Source organism: Acinetobacter sp. SwsAc4, from assembly GCF_013391535.1.
GTDB lineage: Bacteria > Pseudomonadota > Gammaproteobacteria > Pseudomonadales > Moraxellaceae > Acinetobacter.
Genome location: NZ_JACAXC010000020.1, coordinates 37,705 through 53,703, shown reverse-complemented (window position 1 = coordinate 53,703; position 15,999 = coordinate 37,705). Strand labels below are relative to the sequence as shown.

Annotated in this window: 13 protein-coding genes; 8 read left to right on the top strand and 5 right to left on the bottom strand. The window is 37.9% G+C overall.

Annotation, left to right across the window (positions count from 1 at the left end):
- Window positions 1–123: 123 nt before the first annotated feature.
- A complete protein-coding gene (locus HYG88_RS10535; RefSeq protein WP_005159321.1) occupies window positions 124–498 on the bottom strand; it encodes an MCR_0457 family protein in 375 nt (124 codons plus the stop codon).
- A 103-nt stretch (window positions 499–601) separates the two neighbouring features.
- On the opposite strand from HYG88_RS10535, the gene surE reads away from it, so the two are divergent.
- The 3 genes from surE (at window position 602) to HYG88_RS10520 (ending at window position 3,375) form a co-directional block, all read left to right on the top strand.
- A complete protein-coding gene (gene surE / locus HYG88_RS10530) occupies window positions 602–1,372 on the top strand; it encodes a 5'/3'-nucleotidase SurE (protein WP_005159324.1) in 771 nt (256 codons plus the stop codon).
- Between the two features lie 111 nt (window positions 1,373–1,483).
- A complete protein-coding gene (locus HYG88_RS10525; RefSeq protein WP_005159327.1) occupies window positions 1,484–2,314 on the top strand; it encodes a peptidoglycan DD-metalloendopeptidase family protein in 831 nt (276 codons plus the stop codon).
- A 131-nt stretch (window positions 2,315–2,445) separates the two neighbouring features.
- Window positions 2,446–3,375, top strand: a complete 930-nt coding sequence (locus tag HYG88_RS10520; RefSeq protein ID WP_005159329.1) for a LysR family transcriptional regulator — start codon at window positions 2,446–2,448, stop codon at window positions 3,373–3,375.
- 40 nt (window positions 3,376–3,415) lie between these two features.
- Here HYG88_RS10520 and HYG88_RS10515 read toward each other — a convergent pair whose 3' ends face one another.
- Window positions 3,416–6,043, bottom strand: a complete 2,628-nt coding sequence (locus tag HYG88_RS10515) for an ATP-binding protein (protein ID WP_178883067.1) — start codon at window positions 6,041–6,043, stop codon at window positions 3,416–3,418.
- A 186-nt stretch (window positions 6,044–6,229) separates the two neighbouring features.
- Here HYG88_RS10515 and HYG88_RS10510 point away from each other — a divergent pair, with 186 nt between their 5' ends.
- From HYG88_RS10510 to rpmE, 4 genes are all read left to right on the top strand, one after another.
- Window positions 6,230–8,404 carry an MFS transporter gene (locus HYG88_RS10510; RefSeq protein WP_178883066.1) on the top strand — a complete coding sequence of 725 codons (2,175 nt, stop codon included), beginning with the start codon at window positions 6,230–6,232 and terminating at the stop codon, window positions 8,402–8,404.
- Between the two features lie 2 nt (window positions 8,405–8,406).
- Window positions 8,407–8,808, top strand: coding sequence for a lactoylglutathione lyase (gene gloA / locus HYG88_RS10505; protein WP_178883065.1), 402 nt, complete (start codon window positions 8,407–8,409; stop codon window positions 8,806–8,808).
- A 134-nt stretch (window positions 8,809–8,942) separates the two neighbouring features.
- The gene (locus HYG88_RS10500; RefSeq protein ID WP_005159338.1) at window positions 8,943–9,911 is read left to right on the top strand and encodes a bile acid:sodium symporter family protein; all 969 of its coding nucleotides are present in this window, start codon (window positions 8,943–8,945) and stop codon (window positions 9,909–9,911) included.
- A gap of 196 nt (window positions 9,912–10,107) precedes the next feature.
- Window positions 10,108–10,332, top strand: a complete 225-nt coding sequence (gene rpmE / locus HYG88_RS10495; protein ID WP_004662919.1) for a 50S ribosomal protein L31 — start codon at window positions 10,108–10,110, stop codon at window positions 10,330–10,332.
- 92 nt (window positions 10,333–10,424) lie between these two features.
- On the opposite strand, the gene HYG88_RS10490 is transcribed toward rpmE, so the two are convergent.
- Genes HYG88_RS10490 through epmB form a run of 3 tightly spaced genes read right to left on the bottom strand, consistent with a single transcriptional unit; the run spans window position 10,425 to window position 15,288 of the window.
- Window positions 10,425–12,524 (bottom strand): EAL domain-containing protein, encoded by a 2,100-nt coding sequence (locus HYG88_RS10490; RefSeq protein WP_034602675.1) that lies wholly within the window; start codon window positions 12,522–12,524, stop codon window positions 10,425–10,427.
- Complete coding sequence (locus HYG88_RS10485) at window positions 12,506–14,260, bottom strand: hypothetical protein (RefSeq protein ID WP_005159344.1); 1,755 nt, start codon at window positions 14,258–14,260, stop codon at window positions 12,506–12,508. Before HYG88_RS10485 ends, HYG88_RS10490 begins: the two co-directional genes overlap by 19 nt.
- Before the next feature lie 11 nt (window positions 14,261–14,271).
- On the bottom strand, window positions 14,272–15,288 hold the full coding sequence (gene epmB / locus HYG88_RS10480) for an EF-P beta-lysylation protein EpmB (RefSeq protein ID WP_178883064.1): 1,017 nt from the start codon (window positions 15,286–15,288) through the stop codon (window positions 14,272–14,274).
- A gap of 86 nt (window positions 15,289–15,374) precedes the next feature.
- Between epmB and efp the strand changes: the two genes are divergently transcribed.
- Window positions 15,375–15,944, top strand: coding sequence for an elongation factor P (efp, locus tag HYG88_RS10475; RefSeq protein ID WP_004662912.1), 570 nt, complete (start codon window positions 15,375–15,377; stop codon window positions 15,942–15,944).
- Window positions 15,945–15,999: the final 55 nt, after the last annotated feature.

Here is a 15,999-nt window from a genome sequence, read left to right as displayed (position 1 = left end):
CTTTCAACTTTTGCCAGTGTTGATCTGTCAGCATGGTACGAGGCATAGCGAATAGTAAAATTGGGTTCGGCGATTTGATTTTACTACTTCGCTATTTTTTTAAGCTAAAAGTGTCAACACACCCTAGCCTTCAAAATTTAATACATCTTCACATACTGACTTTTGTTCAGCTTTTTCAACTTCTTTCGCTGCTTCACGAGCATCTTTCAATAAAGATTGGAATTCTCCATCTTTTTGTAGACTCTCAAGGGAAGCTGACTTATCAGAATAGGTGCTTAAATAAGAACCCACCATCTTTTTGATGTTTTCGTCAAATTTAGCATTTTTTCCAATTATGCTTGGGCACATTTCAATGAGGACTTGCGCATTGGCAATATCATCTTTGATGAGTGCGTCTGCTTCTTTAGTTGAAACCGTTGTGTTTGCAAAAATTGCGGGTGCTGTTAGAAGTGAAAAACTTACCCCTAAAACACGGATAAAAGTAGATAAATGTCTCATGGCGGCATAAATTTCTAATACTATGAAGTTACAAATATATATAATTCAGTGAATAATTCAATTGAAAAAACTACGTAGTAACATTTGAAGAGACAAGATCAAAGTGAATATTTTAATAGCAAATGATGATGGTGTTTTTGCACCAGGCTTACAGGCTCTAGCACAAGCGTTAAAGCCTTTAGGACGCGTCGTCGTGGTTGCACCTGAAAGTGAGCGTAGCGGTTACTCAAGTGCTTTAACTTTAGATCGTCCTTTACGACCGATCCCAATTGCAGAGGATGTTTGGGCTGTGAATGGAACGCCCGCAGATTGTGTTTATTTATCAATGAATGGTCTATTCGATTTTGAATTTGATCTTGTTGTCAGTGGTATTAATAGTGGCGCAAACCTCGGCGATGATGTTTTATATTCAGGTACGGTTGGTGCTGCATTTGAAGGTCGCCTAATGAAACATCCTGCAATCGCAGTTTCATTAGCAGGTTCAAATGTACGTTCCTATGAACATCCTAAGCATTATGCGAAAGCTGCACAATGGGTTCATGATTTTATTGTGAATGGACTACCAATTTTGCCGCCCCGTCATATTTTTAATATTAATATCCCAGATGTTAAGCAAATTAAAGGGACACAAATCACCTATCAAGGTCGTAGAGCACAATCCAAACCAATTAGTAGCCATGTCGATCCACGTGGTCGCCAAGTCTATTGGATTGGTTTAGCCGGTGAGGCGGTTACAGAACCTCAATCCGCTTCAACTCATATTCAGTCTGATTTCTTTGCTGTCGCGAATGGTTATGTCAGTATCACGCCGATTCAAATGGATGCAACTAATTATGCTGTACTCGATAATTTACATCTTCATGTAAATGGTTAGCAGTGGCTATGTTATAACTTTGTGAATATAGAAAGTGAGAACTCGTTTTTTCTCACTTTTTTGGTACTCTTAGGCGCAAATAAATTAAGGTTTTTTTCGATGAGGGCGAAGATGCATTTAAACCATGTCTCGATTTTTCTATCACGAAAAATGATTAAAACAATCGTGTTGTCTATGGCAGTAACAAGCATTGTCGTCGTTACAGGTTGTGCATCAAAACCACAAGTAAAAGGTGGTAATCGTTATGTACAGCAAGCACCCAATTATTACACAGTACGTTCAGGCGATACGCTGAGTGCAATTGCAAATCGTTATGGATTGAATTATTTAGATGTTGCTGTGCTGAATGATATTGCGCCGCCTTATCGTATTTATGTCAATCAATCATTACGTTTAAAAGGTTCTGTTGCAGAACGAACTACATCTACACAAGCAGTGGTACAAACCGCACCGATTCAACGTCAAACGATTAAATTGCCAACACAACAACCTGTTGTTCCTAAGACACAGCCTGTTATACCCAAAGCTGTTGTTCCAGCAAATCCTGTTACACCATCTTCAACGACGCTTGCTTCGAGTTTACGTTGGGTAAAACCATCAAATGGAGCGATCATTCAAAGTTTCAATTTGGCAAATAACGTCAAAGGAACACGTTACGGTGGTAATGAAGGTGATCCAATTTTTGCTGCTGCAAATGGGCAAGTGGTCTATGCTGCTGATGGTTTAAAAGAATATGGCAATCTAGTCTTGATTAAGCATATTGATGGTTATATTACGGCGTACGCGCATAACAGTAAGATGTTAGTCAAGAGTGGGGATAATGTGACTGCTGGTCAAAAAATTGCAGAAATGGGTTCTTCAGGTGCTTCACGTATCATGCTTGAGTTCCAAGTTCGTTTAGATGGCAAGCCTGTAAATCCAATGACAGTTTTACCAAACTAAAATAGCCGAATTAATAATCTTTTAATAAATTATTAATAATCGCTAGTTTAAGGGTAGACTTCCTTGTATACTTATTGAGATTGCTTTAATTAGAACAATAAGCATATTTTAATAAATTAAGAGAGAAGTCTATGCTAGATCAATTGCGTGCAATGGGGGTCTTTGCTTGCGTTGTTGAAAAAAGTTCTTTTAGTGGTGCAGCACGAGAATTAGGAATTACAACAAGTGCAGTCAGTCAACAAATTCGTTCTTTAGAACATGAAATGGATGTCACTTTACTTCATCGTTCTACTCGAAAACTCAGTCTTACAGAAGCAGGACAAGCATTCTTTCTCAGTTGCCAGGAAATGTTGGCTGCCGCTGAACGTGGCAAAATTCGTATCAATCAACTGCGCGACGATCTTGTTGGAGATTTACGTATTGCGACGACACCTGAATTAGGTGCCTTGCATGTCATTCCAGCACTATCTCATTGGATGTCAGCACATAAAGGTCTAGCGATTCATTTTGAAGCAGACCACCGTTATATTGATTTGATTGAAGAGCGGATTGATATCGCAATACGGATGAGCCTGCGTGTTGATGATCATCAGCTCACCGCAGTACCTTTAGCGAGAGTTGATCAGGTTCTTGTTGCATCGCCAAGTTATCTCAATCAAGCATCAACTATTACTCGCCCAGAAGATTTACGAAATCACGAATTATTACCTGTTACTTTGATGCACAATTATCAACATTTTGCCTTCCGTCATGGTTTGAGTGGTGAAATTGTCAATGTTGATATGAAAACACGCTTAGGCACAAACAATGTTTTTGTTGCTAAATCCTTGTGCCAGCAGGGGCATGGTATTGCACGTATTCTCTATATGGATATTCAAAAAGAACTGATTAATGGTTCTTTGGTTGAAGTTCTACCTGATTGGCAACTTCCTGCTTATACGCTTCATGCATTAACTTCCAAGCGTGAACAATACCCAATGAAAGTGCATCTTTGTATTGATGCATTAAAACAATATTTCGCTCAATTACCTGGTGGACGATCTCTACTGGGTGTAGCCTAAGAAAAAGGCCATGTTTGTTTAAAAACATGGCCTTTTCATTTTATCTATTCTTCTTACGAAGTGATTTTAAGCTTTTAGCTTCAACAGTAGATTCTTCTGAAGATTTTGTCTCAGTTTCATCTTTTTTAGTCTTTTTTCGCTTTTTCTTTTTTTTAGGTTCGTCATCTTCAACAGCTTCGCCGTCCTCAATTGCTTGCCAATACTCAAGTTGTTCCATAACGGCTGCATAGATTGAATTTTTACTATATCGACCTTTCTTATCTAATGTACCTACTGGGCGAGCCATTAGAATTTCTAAGGCTTGATCAATTGTTTCAATCGCATGGACATGGAACTGACCTGCTTGAACCGCTTCAATTACATCTTGACGTAGCATCAAATGTTGCATGTTTTGACGGGGAATAATCACCCCTTGTTTGCCTGTAAAGCCTTGTAATTTACAGGCATCGAAGAAGCCCTCAATTTTGGCATTCACTCCACCAATTGGCTGTACCTGACCCAACTGGTTCATCGAACCTGTAATAGCCCATGATTGGTCAATTGGAATTTGAGAAATGGCAGAAATTAATGCTGAAAGTTCTGCAACAGTGGCACTATCGCCATCCACTTGTCCATAGCTTTGCTCAAACGCCAATGCTGCGGAGAAATGTAAGATTTGTTCACGACCAAAGTGTGCTTTTAAGAAGCTTGACATGAGCAACACGCCTTTGGCATGAAGCGAGCCGCCTAACTCGACACTGCGTTCAATATCTAAAATATCACCGCCGCCTTGATAAACGGATGCGGTGAGACGAGAGGGTAAACCGAACTCAACATCTGCATAGTGAATTACAGACAAGGCATTGATCTGACCGAGACGATGCCCTGAAGTTTCAATCAATTGTGTCCCACGCGAAAGATCTTGCCAATATAACTCTCTTAAATAGCCTAAGCGATATTGACGATGATGTAATGCTTGGTTGACATGCTGATCTGTGACGATTTTGTCATCAGCTTTAAAGGCATGATGATGTGCTTCACGAATTAAATCACCGAGTGTAGAGGCATGTAGTGAGAGAGAGCTTTGATCTTCTGCTTGACGACTAGAGTCGGTGAGTAAAGCAGCGAGCGCTGAACGATCAAATGGAAGCAATTTATCGGCTTGAACATAGTCTGCAATCAATTGCATGTAGGCCTGTTCATTGCTGTTATTACGCTGCAAGGTATCGGTAAAATCTGCTCGAATTTTAAAGACACTGCCTAATTCTGGTTCAACTTCTAAAATTTCATAGTAAATTTCAGGTTCTGCCAGTAAAACAACTTTGATATCTAAAGGAACAGAAGCGGGTTCAATCGAAATGCTGCCCGTTAATGTTAGCATATGTTCTAACGAAGAAAGTTTGAGTTGGCCTGATTTCAATGCACGTTTTAAACCTTGCCATGCATAAGGCTGTTCAAGCAATTGCTCTGCTTCAAGCATTAAAAAGCCACCGTTGGCTTGATGCAAAGACCCTGGGCGAATTAAGGTAAAGTCGGTGGTAATCGTACCATTATGTGTAAGTTGCTCAACATGACCTAATAAATTGTAGTGCGTTGGAAAATCTTCGAAAATAACTGGAGCACCGCTATTTGGCTTATTGGCAATAATTACATTAGCTTGATAACGTGATGGAACACGATTAAATAAAGCAGGCGTAAAATCATCTTCTTCTTGTTCTAAAATCAGCTCAACATTATCAATAATATCTTCAGCATAATGTTTTAGATATAAGTCGAGACCTTTGACTTCTTTGTTTTTATTTAAAATTGACTCCATACGTGGTGTAACCACTTGAGTGGCAATTTCACGGTTTAAGATTGATACTTGATCACGAGCATCGTCTTCTAAATCACCAAGATGTAACCCTAAACGCTCTAGTTTTTTCTCCATATAACGCATGTTGGATGTGATTTCAGCACGTTCTTTGCTGCTTAGCGCATCAAGATCATTTTTTGTTAATTCTTGATATTCATTCTCTATGAGCTGCATTGGAATAAACACGTGTTTGTCATCACGAGAAATCAACTTTAAATCGAGTTCTTGTCCTTCTTTTGTGAGTTCTATTAAAGCTTGCTGCTGGACATCACCTGTATCTTGACGAATGCGTTCAATACGATTGTGATAGCTTTCAGCACTAAAACGGCGCTCCAATTGTTTTAGAATAATTTGCCATGTTTGCTGTAAAGCATTTTGAAATTTTGTACCTTGTCCTGCAGGAAAGCGTAGTGCAATGGGTTGTCTTGGATTTTTGAAGTTATTGACATAAACCCAATCGTTTGGCGTAGGCATGGTTTTAGCGTGTTGCTGAAGCAACCGTTTAATCATGGTGCGTTTGCCCAGACCCGCTGTGCCAACTGCAAAAATGTTATAGCCAGAGTATGGTAAGGAAATACCAGCTTCTACTGAAGCACGTGCACGATCTTGCCCAAGAAAGTTATTGAGGGGTTTGATACGTTTAGTTGAACTCGGAATCTCAGCTAAATTTAGAATATGCGTGAGTTGTTCAGGGCTAAGTGCTGTTTTCTTGAGTGTCGTTTGAATATCCGTCTGCTCAAAGGCACTTGGTAAAGAATTGATTTTCGCTGTAGTCGTGTTTGTTGGTGTTGAAGATAAAGTTGTTGCAGTCATTTGATCAAGTTTTTGGGTCACTATTGCTATCCAACAAAGAAACGAAAGTTAAGTAATTAAAGGTATACAGTTTTAGGTCTAAAGATCAAGCGAACTTGTGTTTTTTATCGACAAAACAAAACAATGGTTGCATAAAGCAACTTGCAAGCAAGAGCAAGAAACGATTGAATAGGCACATTCACGCATGTTCATGGAAAATAATAACCAATGACAACTCAAGCCACTGGGTGGGCATCCGCATTTAAAGCTTTTTTAGATCGCCGTGCACTGATTATGCTATTTCTTGGTTTCTCGGCAGGGATACCCATTTTATTGATTTTTTCTAGCTTGTCTTTATGGCTAGGTGAAGCAGGAATTGATAAAAGTGCTGTGACATTTTTTAGTTGGGCGGCATTAGGTTACTCTTTTAAATTCGTTTGGGCACCGTTGATTGATGAATTGCCTGTTCCATTGTTAACGAAAAGTTTAGGTCGCCGCCGTGCTTGGTTGTTGATTGCACAGTCTTTGATTATATGTGCAATTTGTATTATGGCATTTTCCGACCCAGCACTTGGACAAAGCTATTTAATTCAAATGGCAGTTGGTGCTGTTTTATTAGGATTCTCGGCAGCGACTCAAGATATTGTCATCGATGCTTATCGTATTGAACTCGCTGAAAGTGAGATGCAAACGGTTTTGGCTTCAACTTACAACGCAGGTTACCGTATCGGGATGATCGTTGCGGGTGCAGGGGCTTTATTTCTTGCTGCTTATTTAGGTACAGCCAAAGGCAATTATATCTATGAAGCATGGAAATATACTTATCTCACCATGGCAGCAGTCATGGTGGTTGGTATTATTACAACTTTATGCATTCGTGAACCTCAAGTAAATCGTGTTTATAAACATTATAAAACTACAGATTACTATCGCTTGGTCTTTGTATTTTTTATTGCTGTTGCAACTTTTGTTGTCAGTTATATTTACTCTGGGAATGTAACAGATGCTATCGCTAAAGCCGCAAATATTAAAGATACTGCTGCTTTATTTGGTTTAGAAGCACTGCGCTTTTTAACTGCTACAGCCACAGCTTTATTGGTTGGTTTGGGTTTAGTTAAAACTGGCGTCGTGAATCAACAAATGGCTAAAGAAACTTGGGTTGCCCCAATTTTAGATTTCTTTAAACGCTACGGTATTAAACTTGCCTTAGTTCTTTTACTGCTGATTGGTTTTTTCCGCATCTCAGACATCATTGCAGGCGTGATTTCCAATGTGTTCTATCAAGATCTAAATTTCAGTAAAGAACAAATTGCTGAGGCTGTGAAAATCTATGGTGTGATCTTTAGTTTAGTTGGTGGTTTTCTCGGTGGTTTGTTGGCGCAACGCATGAACATTATGAAACTCATGTTCGTGGGCGCAGTGTTGGCTAGTTCAACCAATTTAATTTTTATCGGCTTGGTCAAATCAGGTAAACCACTTGCTCCAGTTGAGGTTCAGGTCGGAAATAAACATTATCAAGTGCAAACCGATGATGTTGGATATTGGAAATTACAAGTGCCGAATGACGTCTTAGCAAAAGCAAATTCGGTACAGGTAAGTACTCAGTACCAAAATCAGAGTGATACCAATGTAACTCTTGCAATACCATATTTAGTAAATGCCCAGCACGCTCAGATTCAATTATTACCTATCGGTGGTGATGATCAATTAACAGAAAAAGAATTGAAGCAAAGTCTGGTCGTTAAAGGACAATTAGCAGGGCTTAAAAGTGAAGATTTAAATGAAGATAAGCCTGTTATCCTTAAATTGGATAATCAAGAATTTGCTGCGAAAGTGGATGATAAAGGAATATTTACTAGTGCTGTAGATGGAAAGCTATTACAAGCATCTCCCACTAAAACGATTAAAGCTTTTGTTCATTTAAAAAATAATAGTGCAAGCCAGTTATTTGCAACAAGATCATACCGTATCAATACTGCATCACATGTTGAAACCACACTCGATGTCGATATTCAGCCAATTGTTGTGGTCGATCCAAGTCAGTCAGGCACAATAGAACTTTCTGGCAAAGTGATAAAAGGCTATAGCTCATTGTGGCTCTATTTTGCCATTATTGTAGATAATTTAGCTTCAGGTTTGGCAGGTGCTGCATTTATTGCCTTTTTATCTAGCTTAACCAGCGTATCATTTACCGCAGTTCAATATGCAATTTTCAGTTCATTAATGACTTTAACACCCAAATTATTGGGTGGTTATTCAGGAACGATTGTGAGTAATATTGGCTACCCAAATTTCTTTTTAATGACGACTTTAATTGGAATTCCAATTTTGATTCTTGTGGTTTGGGTTGCTAAACTATTGCGTGACCATGAAAACCAAACAACTCAACAGACAGGTGAATAACTATGCGCATGTTACATACGATGTTACGAGTAGGTAATTTAGAGCAATCTTTAAAGTTCTACACTGAGGTACTTGGTATGAAATTACTACGCCAACGTGATTATGAAGAGGGGCGTTTTACCTTGGCTTTTGTGGGCTATGGTGAGGAAGAAAACAATACTGTGCTTGAGTTGACTCATAACTGGGATACAGCTAGCTATGATTTAGGCAATGCCTATGGTCATATCGCCATTGGCGTAGATGATGCTTATAAAGCATGTGAAGAAATCAAAGCAGCTGGTGGAAAAGTAGTACGTGAGGCTGGTCCAATGAAAGGTGGAGTTACGGTGATCGCTTTTGTTGAAGATCCAGATGGCTATAAGGTTGAATTGATTCAACAGGATCAAAATGCACGTAATAATTAATTTCGTATCTTGATCCACAATTTCTAATTTAAAGCCATAGCTTTATTTATACAGCCCAGTATGATGTTTTGATCGAATGGTCAATAATCTCATGTTGGGCTGTATCGTTATTAGCGAACAGATTGGGAAAAGTTATGTTAAAGCTCTTGGCGCTAGATCGTTTCACAATATTATTGATAGCAATGGTAGTACTAGCGACTTTTTTCCCAGTTTCGGGACAGGTTGCGCATTACTTTAATATCCTAACGACAGTTGCGATTGCTATATTATTTTTTTTACATGGCGCCAAGTTGTCACGTGAAGCCGTTATACAGGGAATGCTGCATTGGAAAATGCATGCATTGGTTTTTGCTTTTACTTTTGCGATTTTTCCTGTAATTGGGCTTTTAGCTAAACCTGTTTTGGAGCCGCTTCTTGGGCAACAGTTGTACTGGGGCTTTTTATTTATGTGCTTCTTACCCTCAACAGTACAATCTTCAATTGCATTTACGTCGATTGCAAAAGGGAATGTTGCAGGAGCGGTTTGTAGTGCATCTTTCTCCAATATCATTGGGATGTTTATTACGCCAATCTTAGTGAGTTATTTTATCTTAGGCCAAAGCCAACATGGCTTTGATCCTACGCAATCGATTGTTCAAATTACCTTGTTACTATTGGTTCCCTTTGTTCTAGGTCAGTTACTTCGCCCTCATGTTTTTCCTTATATGATCAAATTACCAAGCTTAGTGAAAGCTTTTGATCAAGGATCAATCTTAATGGTAGTTTACGGTGCCTTTAGCAGTGCTGTAGTTGCAGGTTTATGGCATCAAATCAGTGGATTAGCTTTGCTGTATTTAGTGCTTGCATGCTCAGTTTTGCTTACTATTGTAATGTTGCTTGCTTCGTATTTACCAAAATGGTTAGGGTTTAATCATGCAGATCAAGTTACTATTTTCTTTTGTAGCTCTAAAAAAACGCTAGCGAGTGGCGTGCCAATGGCGCAAATTCTGTTTATTGGTCAGCCTTTAGGTATGATTGTATTGCCGATTATGATTTTTCATCAAATCCAATTAATGGTCTGTGGTGTAATTGCGAATCGTTGGTCAAAATCAAAACAAGAATAGTTCGCAAATTTTGATTTATTGGCGTATAATCTTTGACACTTGTTGGCTTTGCTCTGATCTAAGGGTCTCGGTGAGTCAAAAGAAATGGTCTGTTGTGGTATTGATCTGCGAGTGTTAACACTCTGCTTTCCTCATATTGAGAGTGATCAATTGCGATAACAGCTTAAGCCTTTCTTACTAAATAGGAGCATCGACCATGCGCGCCGATATTCACCCTAAATACGAAAAATTAGTTGCTACATGCTCATGCGGTAACGTAATCGAAACTCGTTCTGCACTTGGTAAAGAAACTCTTTATCTTGACGTATGTTCAGCTTGCCACCCATTCTATACTGGTAAACAAAAGAATGTGGATACTGGTGGTCGTATCGACAAATTCAAACAACGTTTCTCTGGTATGTCACGTTCTATCAAACGTTAATATCAAGAAAACAAAAAAACGGGCGATATGTCCGTTTTTTTTATGCCTTTTGATATTCCCTCCTTTATCAAAGGAGGGTTAGGGAGGAATTTCTATTGGTCTTGTACGTCAGTTAAACGATCAAGTTTCTTTTGGAAGTAGTTACCTTGCAAGAAGCGGGCTTCGACATTCCATGCATTCGCGAACAAACTCATGTCATTGAGTTCGGTGAGTAAAATCTCAACTTGCTTTTCAGCAATAAAATGAAGAATTTTCTCTTGTAGAATTGCCATTTCTTTTTCAGATCCTAGCATCTTCGCTAATTTTCGATGGAAGCTTAAATACTGCGTATCGATCTGTTGAAGAATTGAGTCACTATAAAGAGAATCACCAAAGTTACGAATAGAGATCTCAGCGCCGTGTTGACGAAGTGATGCAATCAGAGATTGAGCCTGTGATAAATTTTGCTGAAGAGCTTGCTCTGAAAACTGCAGAATTAAAGGATGAGCTTGTTTGCTTCCAATAATTGTCAATAATTTAGCGACCAATTCGGATAATTTTCTGTCATTGAATAAAATATGATGATTCAGATTAATAATTAATTTAGCTTTTGGATATTGGGTAATGAAGTTGTGTAATTGTTTACAAGCTTCTACTAATACCCAACGGTCTAACTGAGCCGATAATTCATGATCATCTTTTAGATCACTAAGATCCATCAAGTCTAACCATTGATTATTATGAATAATACCGCCAAATACTTCATAGGTATGAGTGAATTGATCTTGTTTATCATAAAGCTGCTGATATTTTAGATGTATATCACCCTTATCTAATTTGCTTCTGAGCTCTTCTAAAAGATTGACTTCCATCGACATTGAAATTTTATCAGTTGTCAGGCTAATATCACTGTCAATCGATGCATTTTTCAAGACTGGTAGTGCATGCGTAAATGCTCGAGAAATGATTTTCTCAAAATGAGCATCATCTAATATTTGTTGGTCTAGTTCTTGATAGCCCAGTTTTAAATGTAATGGGAAAGTGTGGTTTTCAGTGACCAATAACTGAGGTTTTTGTAAACCATTCAAGCCTATAAGCAAAGAGTTTAAAACTGTTTTTGATTCAGCTTGAATAAGCCCAACATACAAAGCCGTTTCTATTTGATAAATTGGAACATTAACTTGTTCTTTAATGAAATTTGCAATATTTGAAAAATAAGCTTTAGTTCCACGCCAGTCAGTTTGAAAAACTTCGTTTGGACAATTATTCAGGCTAAATAAGATGAGCGCATTTGCATTGGCTGGGTGATTTGCTAAATTTCGATTAATTTGTTGCAGTGCTGAGATGATACCAGAGGCTTTTTCACTTTGCACTGAAGTAGTCGTGGCAGTTGCTGCTGAAACAACAGTTGATGATGATTCACATTCAATATTCAGTTGTATTTCATCATCATTACCAGAGGGTAAGAACTCAACATTTAAAAGATTATTCTTAACCATTGGATTTTGGGTGCGAATTTCAAAGCGTGCTTGTTCGAATAAGCCTTGGGAAATTCTTTTAAAGCGTAATTTAAACTGGCCTAAATCTTTAGGTTGTAAAATATCAAGTATTGGTAAGCCAATGACGTCATCTTCGCTGTCGAAACCAAATAGGTGAGCATATTCAGCATTCGCTTTGATATGAATACCTTCTTGTAGAATTGCAACTGCTTTATGTGTTTCAGCAACAAGTGATTGGGCTTGTGTTTGAGCTGCCTCTAATTCGGTAAGTAAACGGTGCTCTGCTTGTACTAAACGACTGAATGAAAGTGATCTAATAATACTGATATAAAATTCTTCTGGCGCCTTTAAGTTCACAACATCATAAATACCTTTATGAATGTAATTTTGATATAGCGCTGAATTATAGTCATCTGGCTCAAGCAGTAGAATGGGTAAACTTGGTTGTGCGGATGCATGAATAAGAGAAAGCGTTTGTTCGATTTTTAGATCGTAAGCACGTCCAAAAATTACAATATCCCAAGGCAAATTCAATTGTTTTTCAAAAGTTTTTAAATCATCAAGTAAAATAGCCTGTACTTGATGTTCTTGCTGCGCAAATAGCTCTAAAACTTGATTATACCTTAATTGGTTATCATCAATAATGAGTAAGCGCGTTTCAGTTCGTTTCAATTTTTTAGAGAGTAAAGGATTTCTCACTTCAATGCTTCCCATAAATCTTGGTTATTTGTATCCATATTTTTTTGCGCAATAAATTTATTAAGAACGGGTTGTTCTTCTTCATTAAGTAGTTCAAAGTCGAATTGAACAAAACTTTGGGTAATTAGTTGTGCAGTCAACAGATACACTTTTACTTCCTCTTTCCCTAATCTCAAATGAACAGCTTGCTGTTCGCGAAAAATTTGCGAGCCTGGCAAAATTATTGTTGTTTTAGTTTCATCTAAATTTTGATTTTTTAAAATAAGCGCAGGGTAATAATTGCTAATATGACGATCTGCTTGTACGCGAACTGCACAAGGGAAAATTTCTTGTGCTAAAACCTCTAAGCCTAATTCTAAACTTTTTTCACTTGATTGCTTTAACCAACGAATTACACCGCCGCGCCAATGTCCATGAGAGGTTTCTTTTACAAGAATATATTCGCCAGTTCTTAGATTTTTTGGTGCTTCGGCTGACCATTTAATTCGATAACCATTAACACTAATATCTAAAATATCCGCTTGATAAATGGCTTTGTTTTCTCGGCTTAAACGCTGGATTGAGGATTCTTGATTGCCAGAAGAATCTTTTTTATCCCAAGTTGATAAAAATTTTGATTCGCTTTGTAGTCCATACCCGTGCTCTAAGAGTAATGTTTCACCGAAGTTTTTTGCTTTGGATAAATAGAAGTGGGCTGTTAAGAGTCCAAAACAAATATGTAGTTGAGCGGAATATTCATAGCGTTCATGGCGACGTTCTGCCGTAGATCCTAAAATGGTCTGAACGTGGAATTTTAGAGCGGGTGTGAGATAAATCTTTTCATTCTTAGAAATGTATTCAGCATTTTTATGTAATGTTGCTGTCACATGATCAAGTAAACCATTTGTACTAATAAAGATATTAGGATTAAATCCTGAACTTTGTTTTTTGTTGTATATTGGCGGATGATCTTTAGTTGTATCAACAACGTATTTAGTTAAATCAGTCTCTTTAGATAAGAGCTGTAGCATTTTGGCCCAGTCAAAACTGCATTGAAATAGGGCTTGAATTTCTGTTTGACGAATTTGATTGGTATTAAAAATATCCATCAAAATTAATTGAGCATAGGCCTGAGCAATATTATTCAGGCTATTTGGCTTGGTTTGCGCCTGTTCAATAGTCACATGATGATACTTATGTGTCACTGCTGCATCGTATAATTGATGTGCAATGAGCCACTGTCCTGCAACAGGTTCACTATATAACATGTGTTGTTGATAAAGAAGCTGCGTAAGTTGTTGTAATGCTTGGAAAGTTGCAAGTGTTCTAGCAGTATGTAAATTTTTCTTTTGGTTTAGTGCAAAAATAGAAAATTTTCGATTTTCCAATTGTTCGCTACTGCGGCGAACAATATTGATATAAATAGCCGCAAAATAGCAGCGTAACAGCATTGCCAGTTCAATAATGTGCTCATTACGATCTGAACTGATTACACCTTGATTAAAAAAATTTTTCTCTAGGCTACCTAAAATATTTTCAATCGTTGGATGTAAGGTCTGAATGAGATCAAAGCGTAATGTTTCTGAACAATCTAATTCACAAAGCTCTAATAAGGCTGCAAACAATGCTTTTGAAGTATCACCCAACTGCATAATTGAGAGGGTTGAAATCCATTCTGTTAAACTTTTTGCGTTTGCATCACAAAAACTGAGTTTATCCCGTCTTAAAACAGTGGGAATTTGAAAAATATCCGAAAATGCATTATTCATCATTGTAATCAATCTCAGAACGTTTGAACCCCAAAAAGCGGTGTTTTATTTTTTTCGCCCGCAATTTCCCTGACGAGTTTTGGAACTAAATATCCAGGTAAACTCGCTAATACATCACTGTATATATGATCTATCTCTGAAGATCTTAAGTCAAAATGTTGAGCACCTTTTACTTTATCCAATACATGTAAGTAATAGGGCATAACCCTCGCTTCAAATAGTCGATAACTTAGATGAGTTAAAGATGTTGCAGAGTCATTCACACCTTTAAGTAAAACTGCCTGATTTAACACAGTAATATGATGTAATGATAACTGTAATAACTTTGAACACGTGAAATCATCAAGTTCTGAAGCATGATTTGAGTGTATCACTACTACAATGCGTAGCCTACTGTTTTTTAAAATAGAAATAAGCTCTTCATCGATACGATTGGGAATAACAACTGGAACTCGTGAATGGATTCTCAATATTTTGAGTTGAGGTAAAGATTCTAATCGCTCTATCCAAAGTGCTATTTTTCGATTAGATAAAGTTAAAGGATCGCCCCCACTGAGAATGATTTCATTGATGGCAGGGTTGTCTTCAATATATTGTTTTATATTTAGCCAATCATCATTTTTAGGTAAATTTTCTTGATATGGAAAATGGCGGCGGAAACAATAACGGCAGTGAATTGCGCATGCCCCTGTTAAGGTCAGTAAAAAGCGAGACTGGTATTTGTGTAAGACACCAGCCATTTGATTGGCTGCTTCCTCACCTAATGGGTCAGTAACAAATTCAGGATATTCTTCAAGTTCAAGATGGTGTGGTAAAACCTGTAATAGCAAAGGATCAAATGGATCCCCAATACGCATTTTTCCGACGAATGCACGTGGAACACGTAATTTAAACTGTTCAGAGGCAAGTATTGCCCCTGATAATAATTGCTTGGTCGATAATCCAAGCAGATTTAACAGCTCTAAAGGATCAGTAATTAGATCACTGAGTTGTGATTGCCAGTTTTGCTCTTGATGTAAATAGTTTATCATGCCATACGTTAAAATAGTGATAGCCTTAGCTGTGCGCGTAGTCTAGCACTAATAGATTTGAGTTTTAAGTTTGGAGTGAGCCTTTCATGGCCTATTATTCTACAAATGATTTTAAAGCAGGCCTTAAGGTTATGCTTGATGGCAACCCATGTTCAATCATGGAAAATGAATATGTAAAACCAGGTAAAGGTCAAGCATTTAACCGTGTGAAATTACGTAATCTTCGCTCAGGTAAAGTATTAGAAAAAACTTTCAAATCAGGTGACTCTTTAGAAGCAGCTGATATTGTTGAAGTTGAAATGGATTACCTTTACAACGATGGTGAAATGTGGAATTTCATGGATCCTGTATCTTTCGAGCAAATCGCTGCTGACAAAACTGCAATGGGCGATGCTGCGAAATGGTTAAAAGATGATTCTAATGAAAAATGTACGATCATGTTGTTCAACGGTGTACCTTTAAACGTTAATCCACCAAACTTTGTGGTGTTGAAAATCGTTGAAACTGATCCAGGTGTACGTGGTGATACTTCTGGCGGTGGCGGTAAGCCAGCGAAACTTGAAACAGGTGCGGTCGTACGTGTTCCATTATTCGTTCAGCAAGAAGAAAGTGTTCGTGTAGATACGCGTACAGGTGATTACCTAGAGCGCGCATAATCGTAAATGAGTAGCAATGCTACGTAAGCTATACGATGATCGAAGGGATGATTAA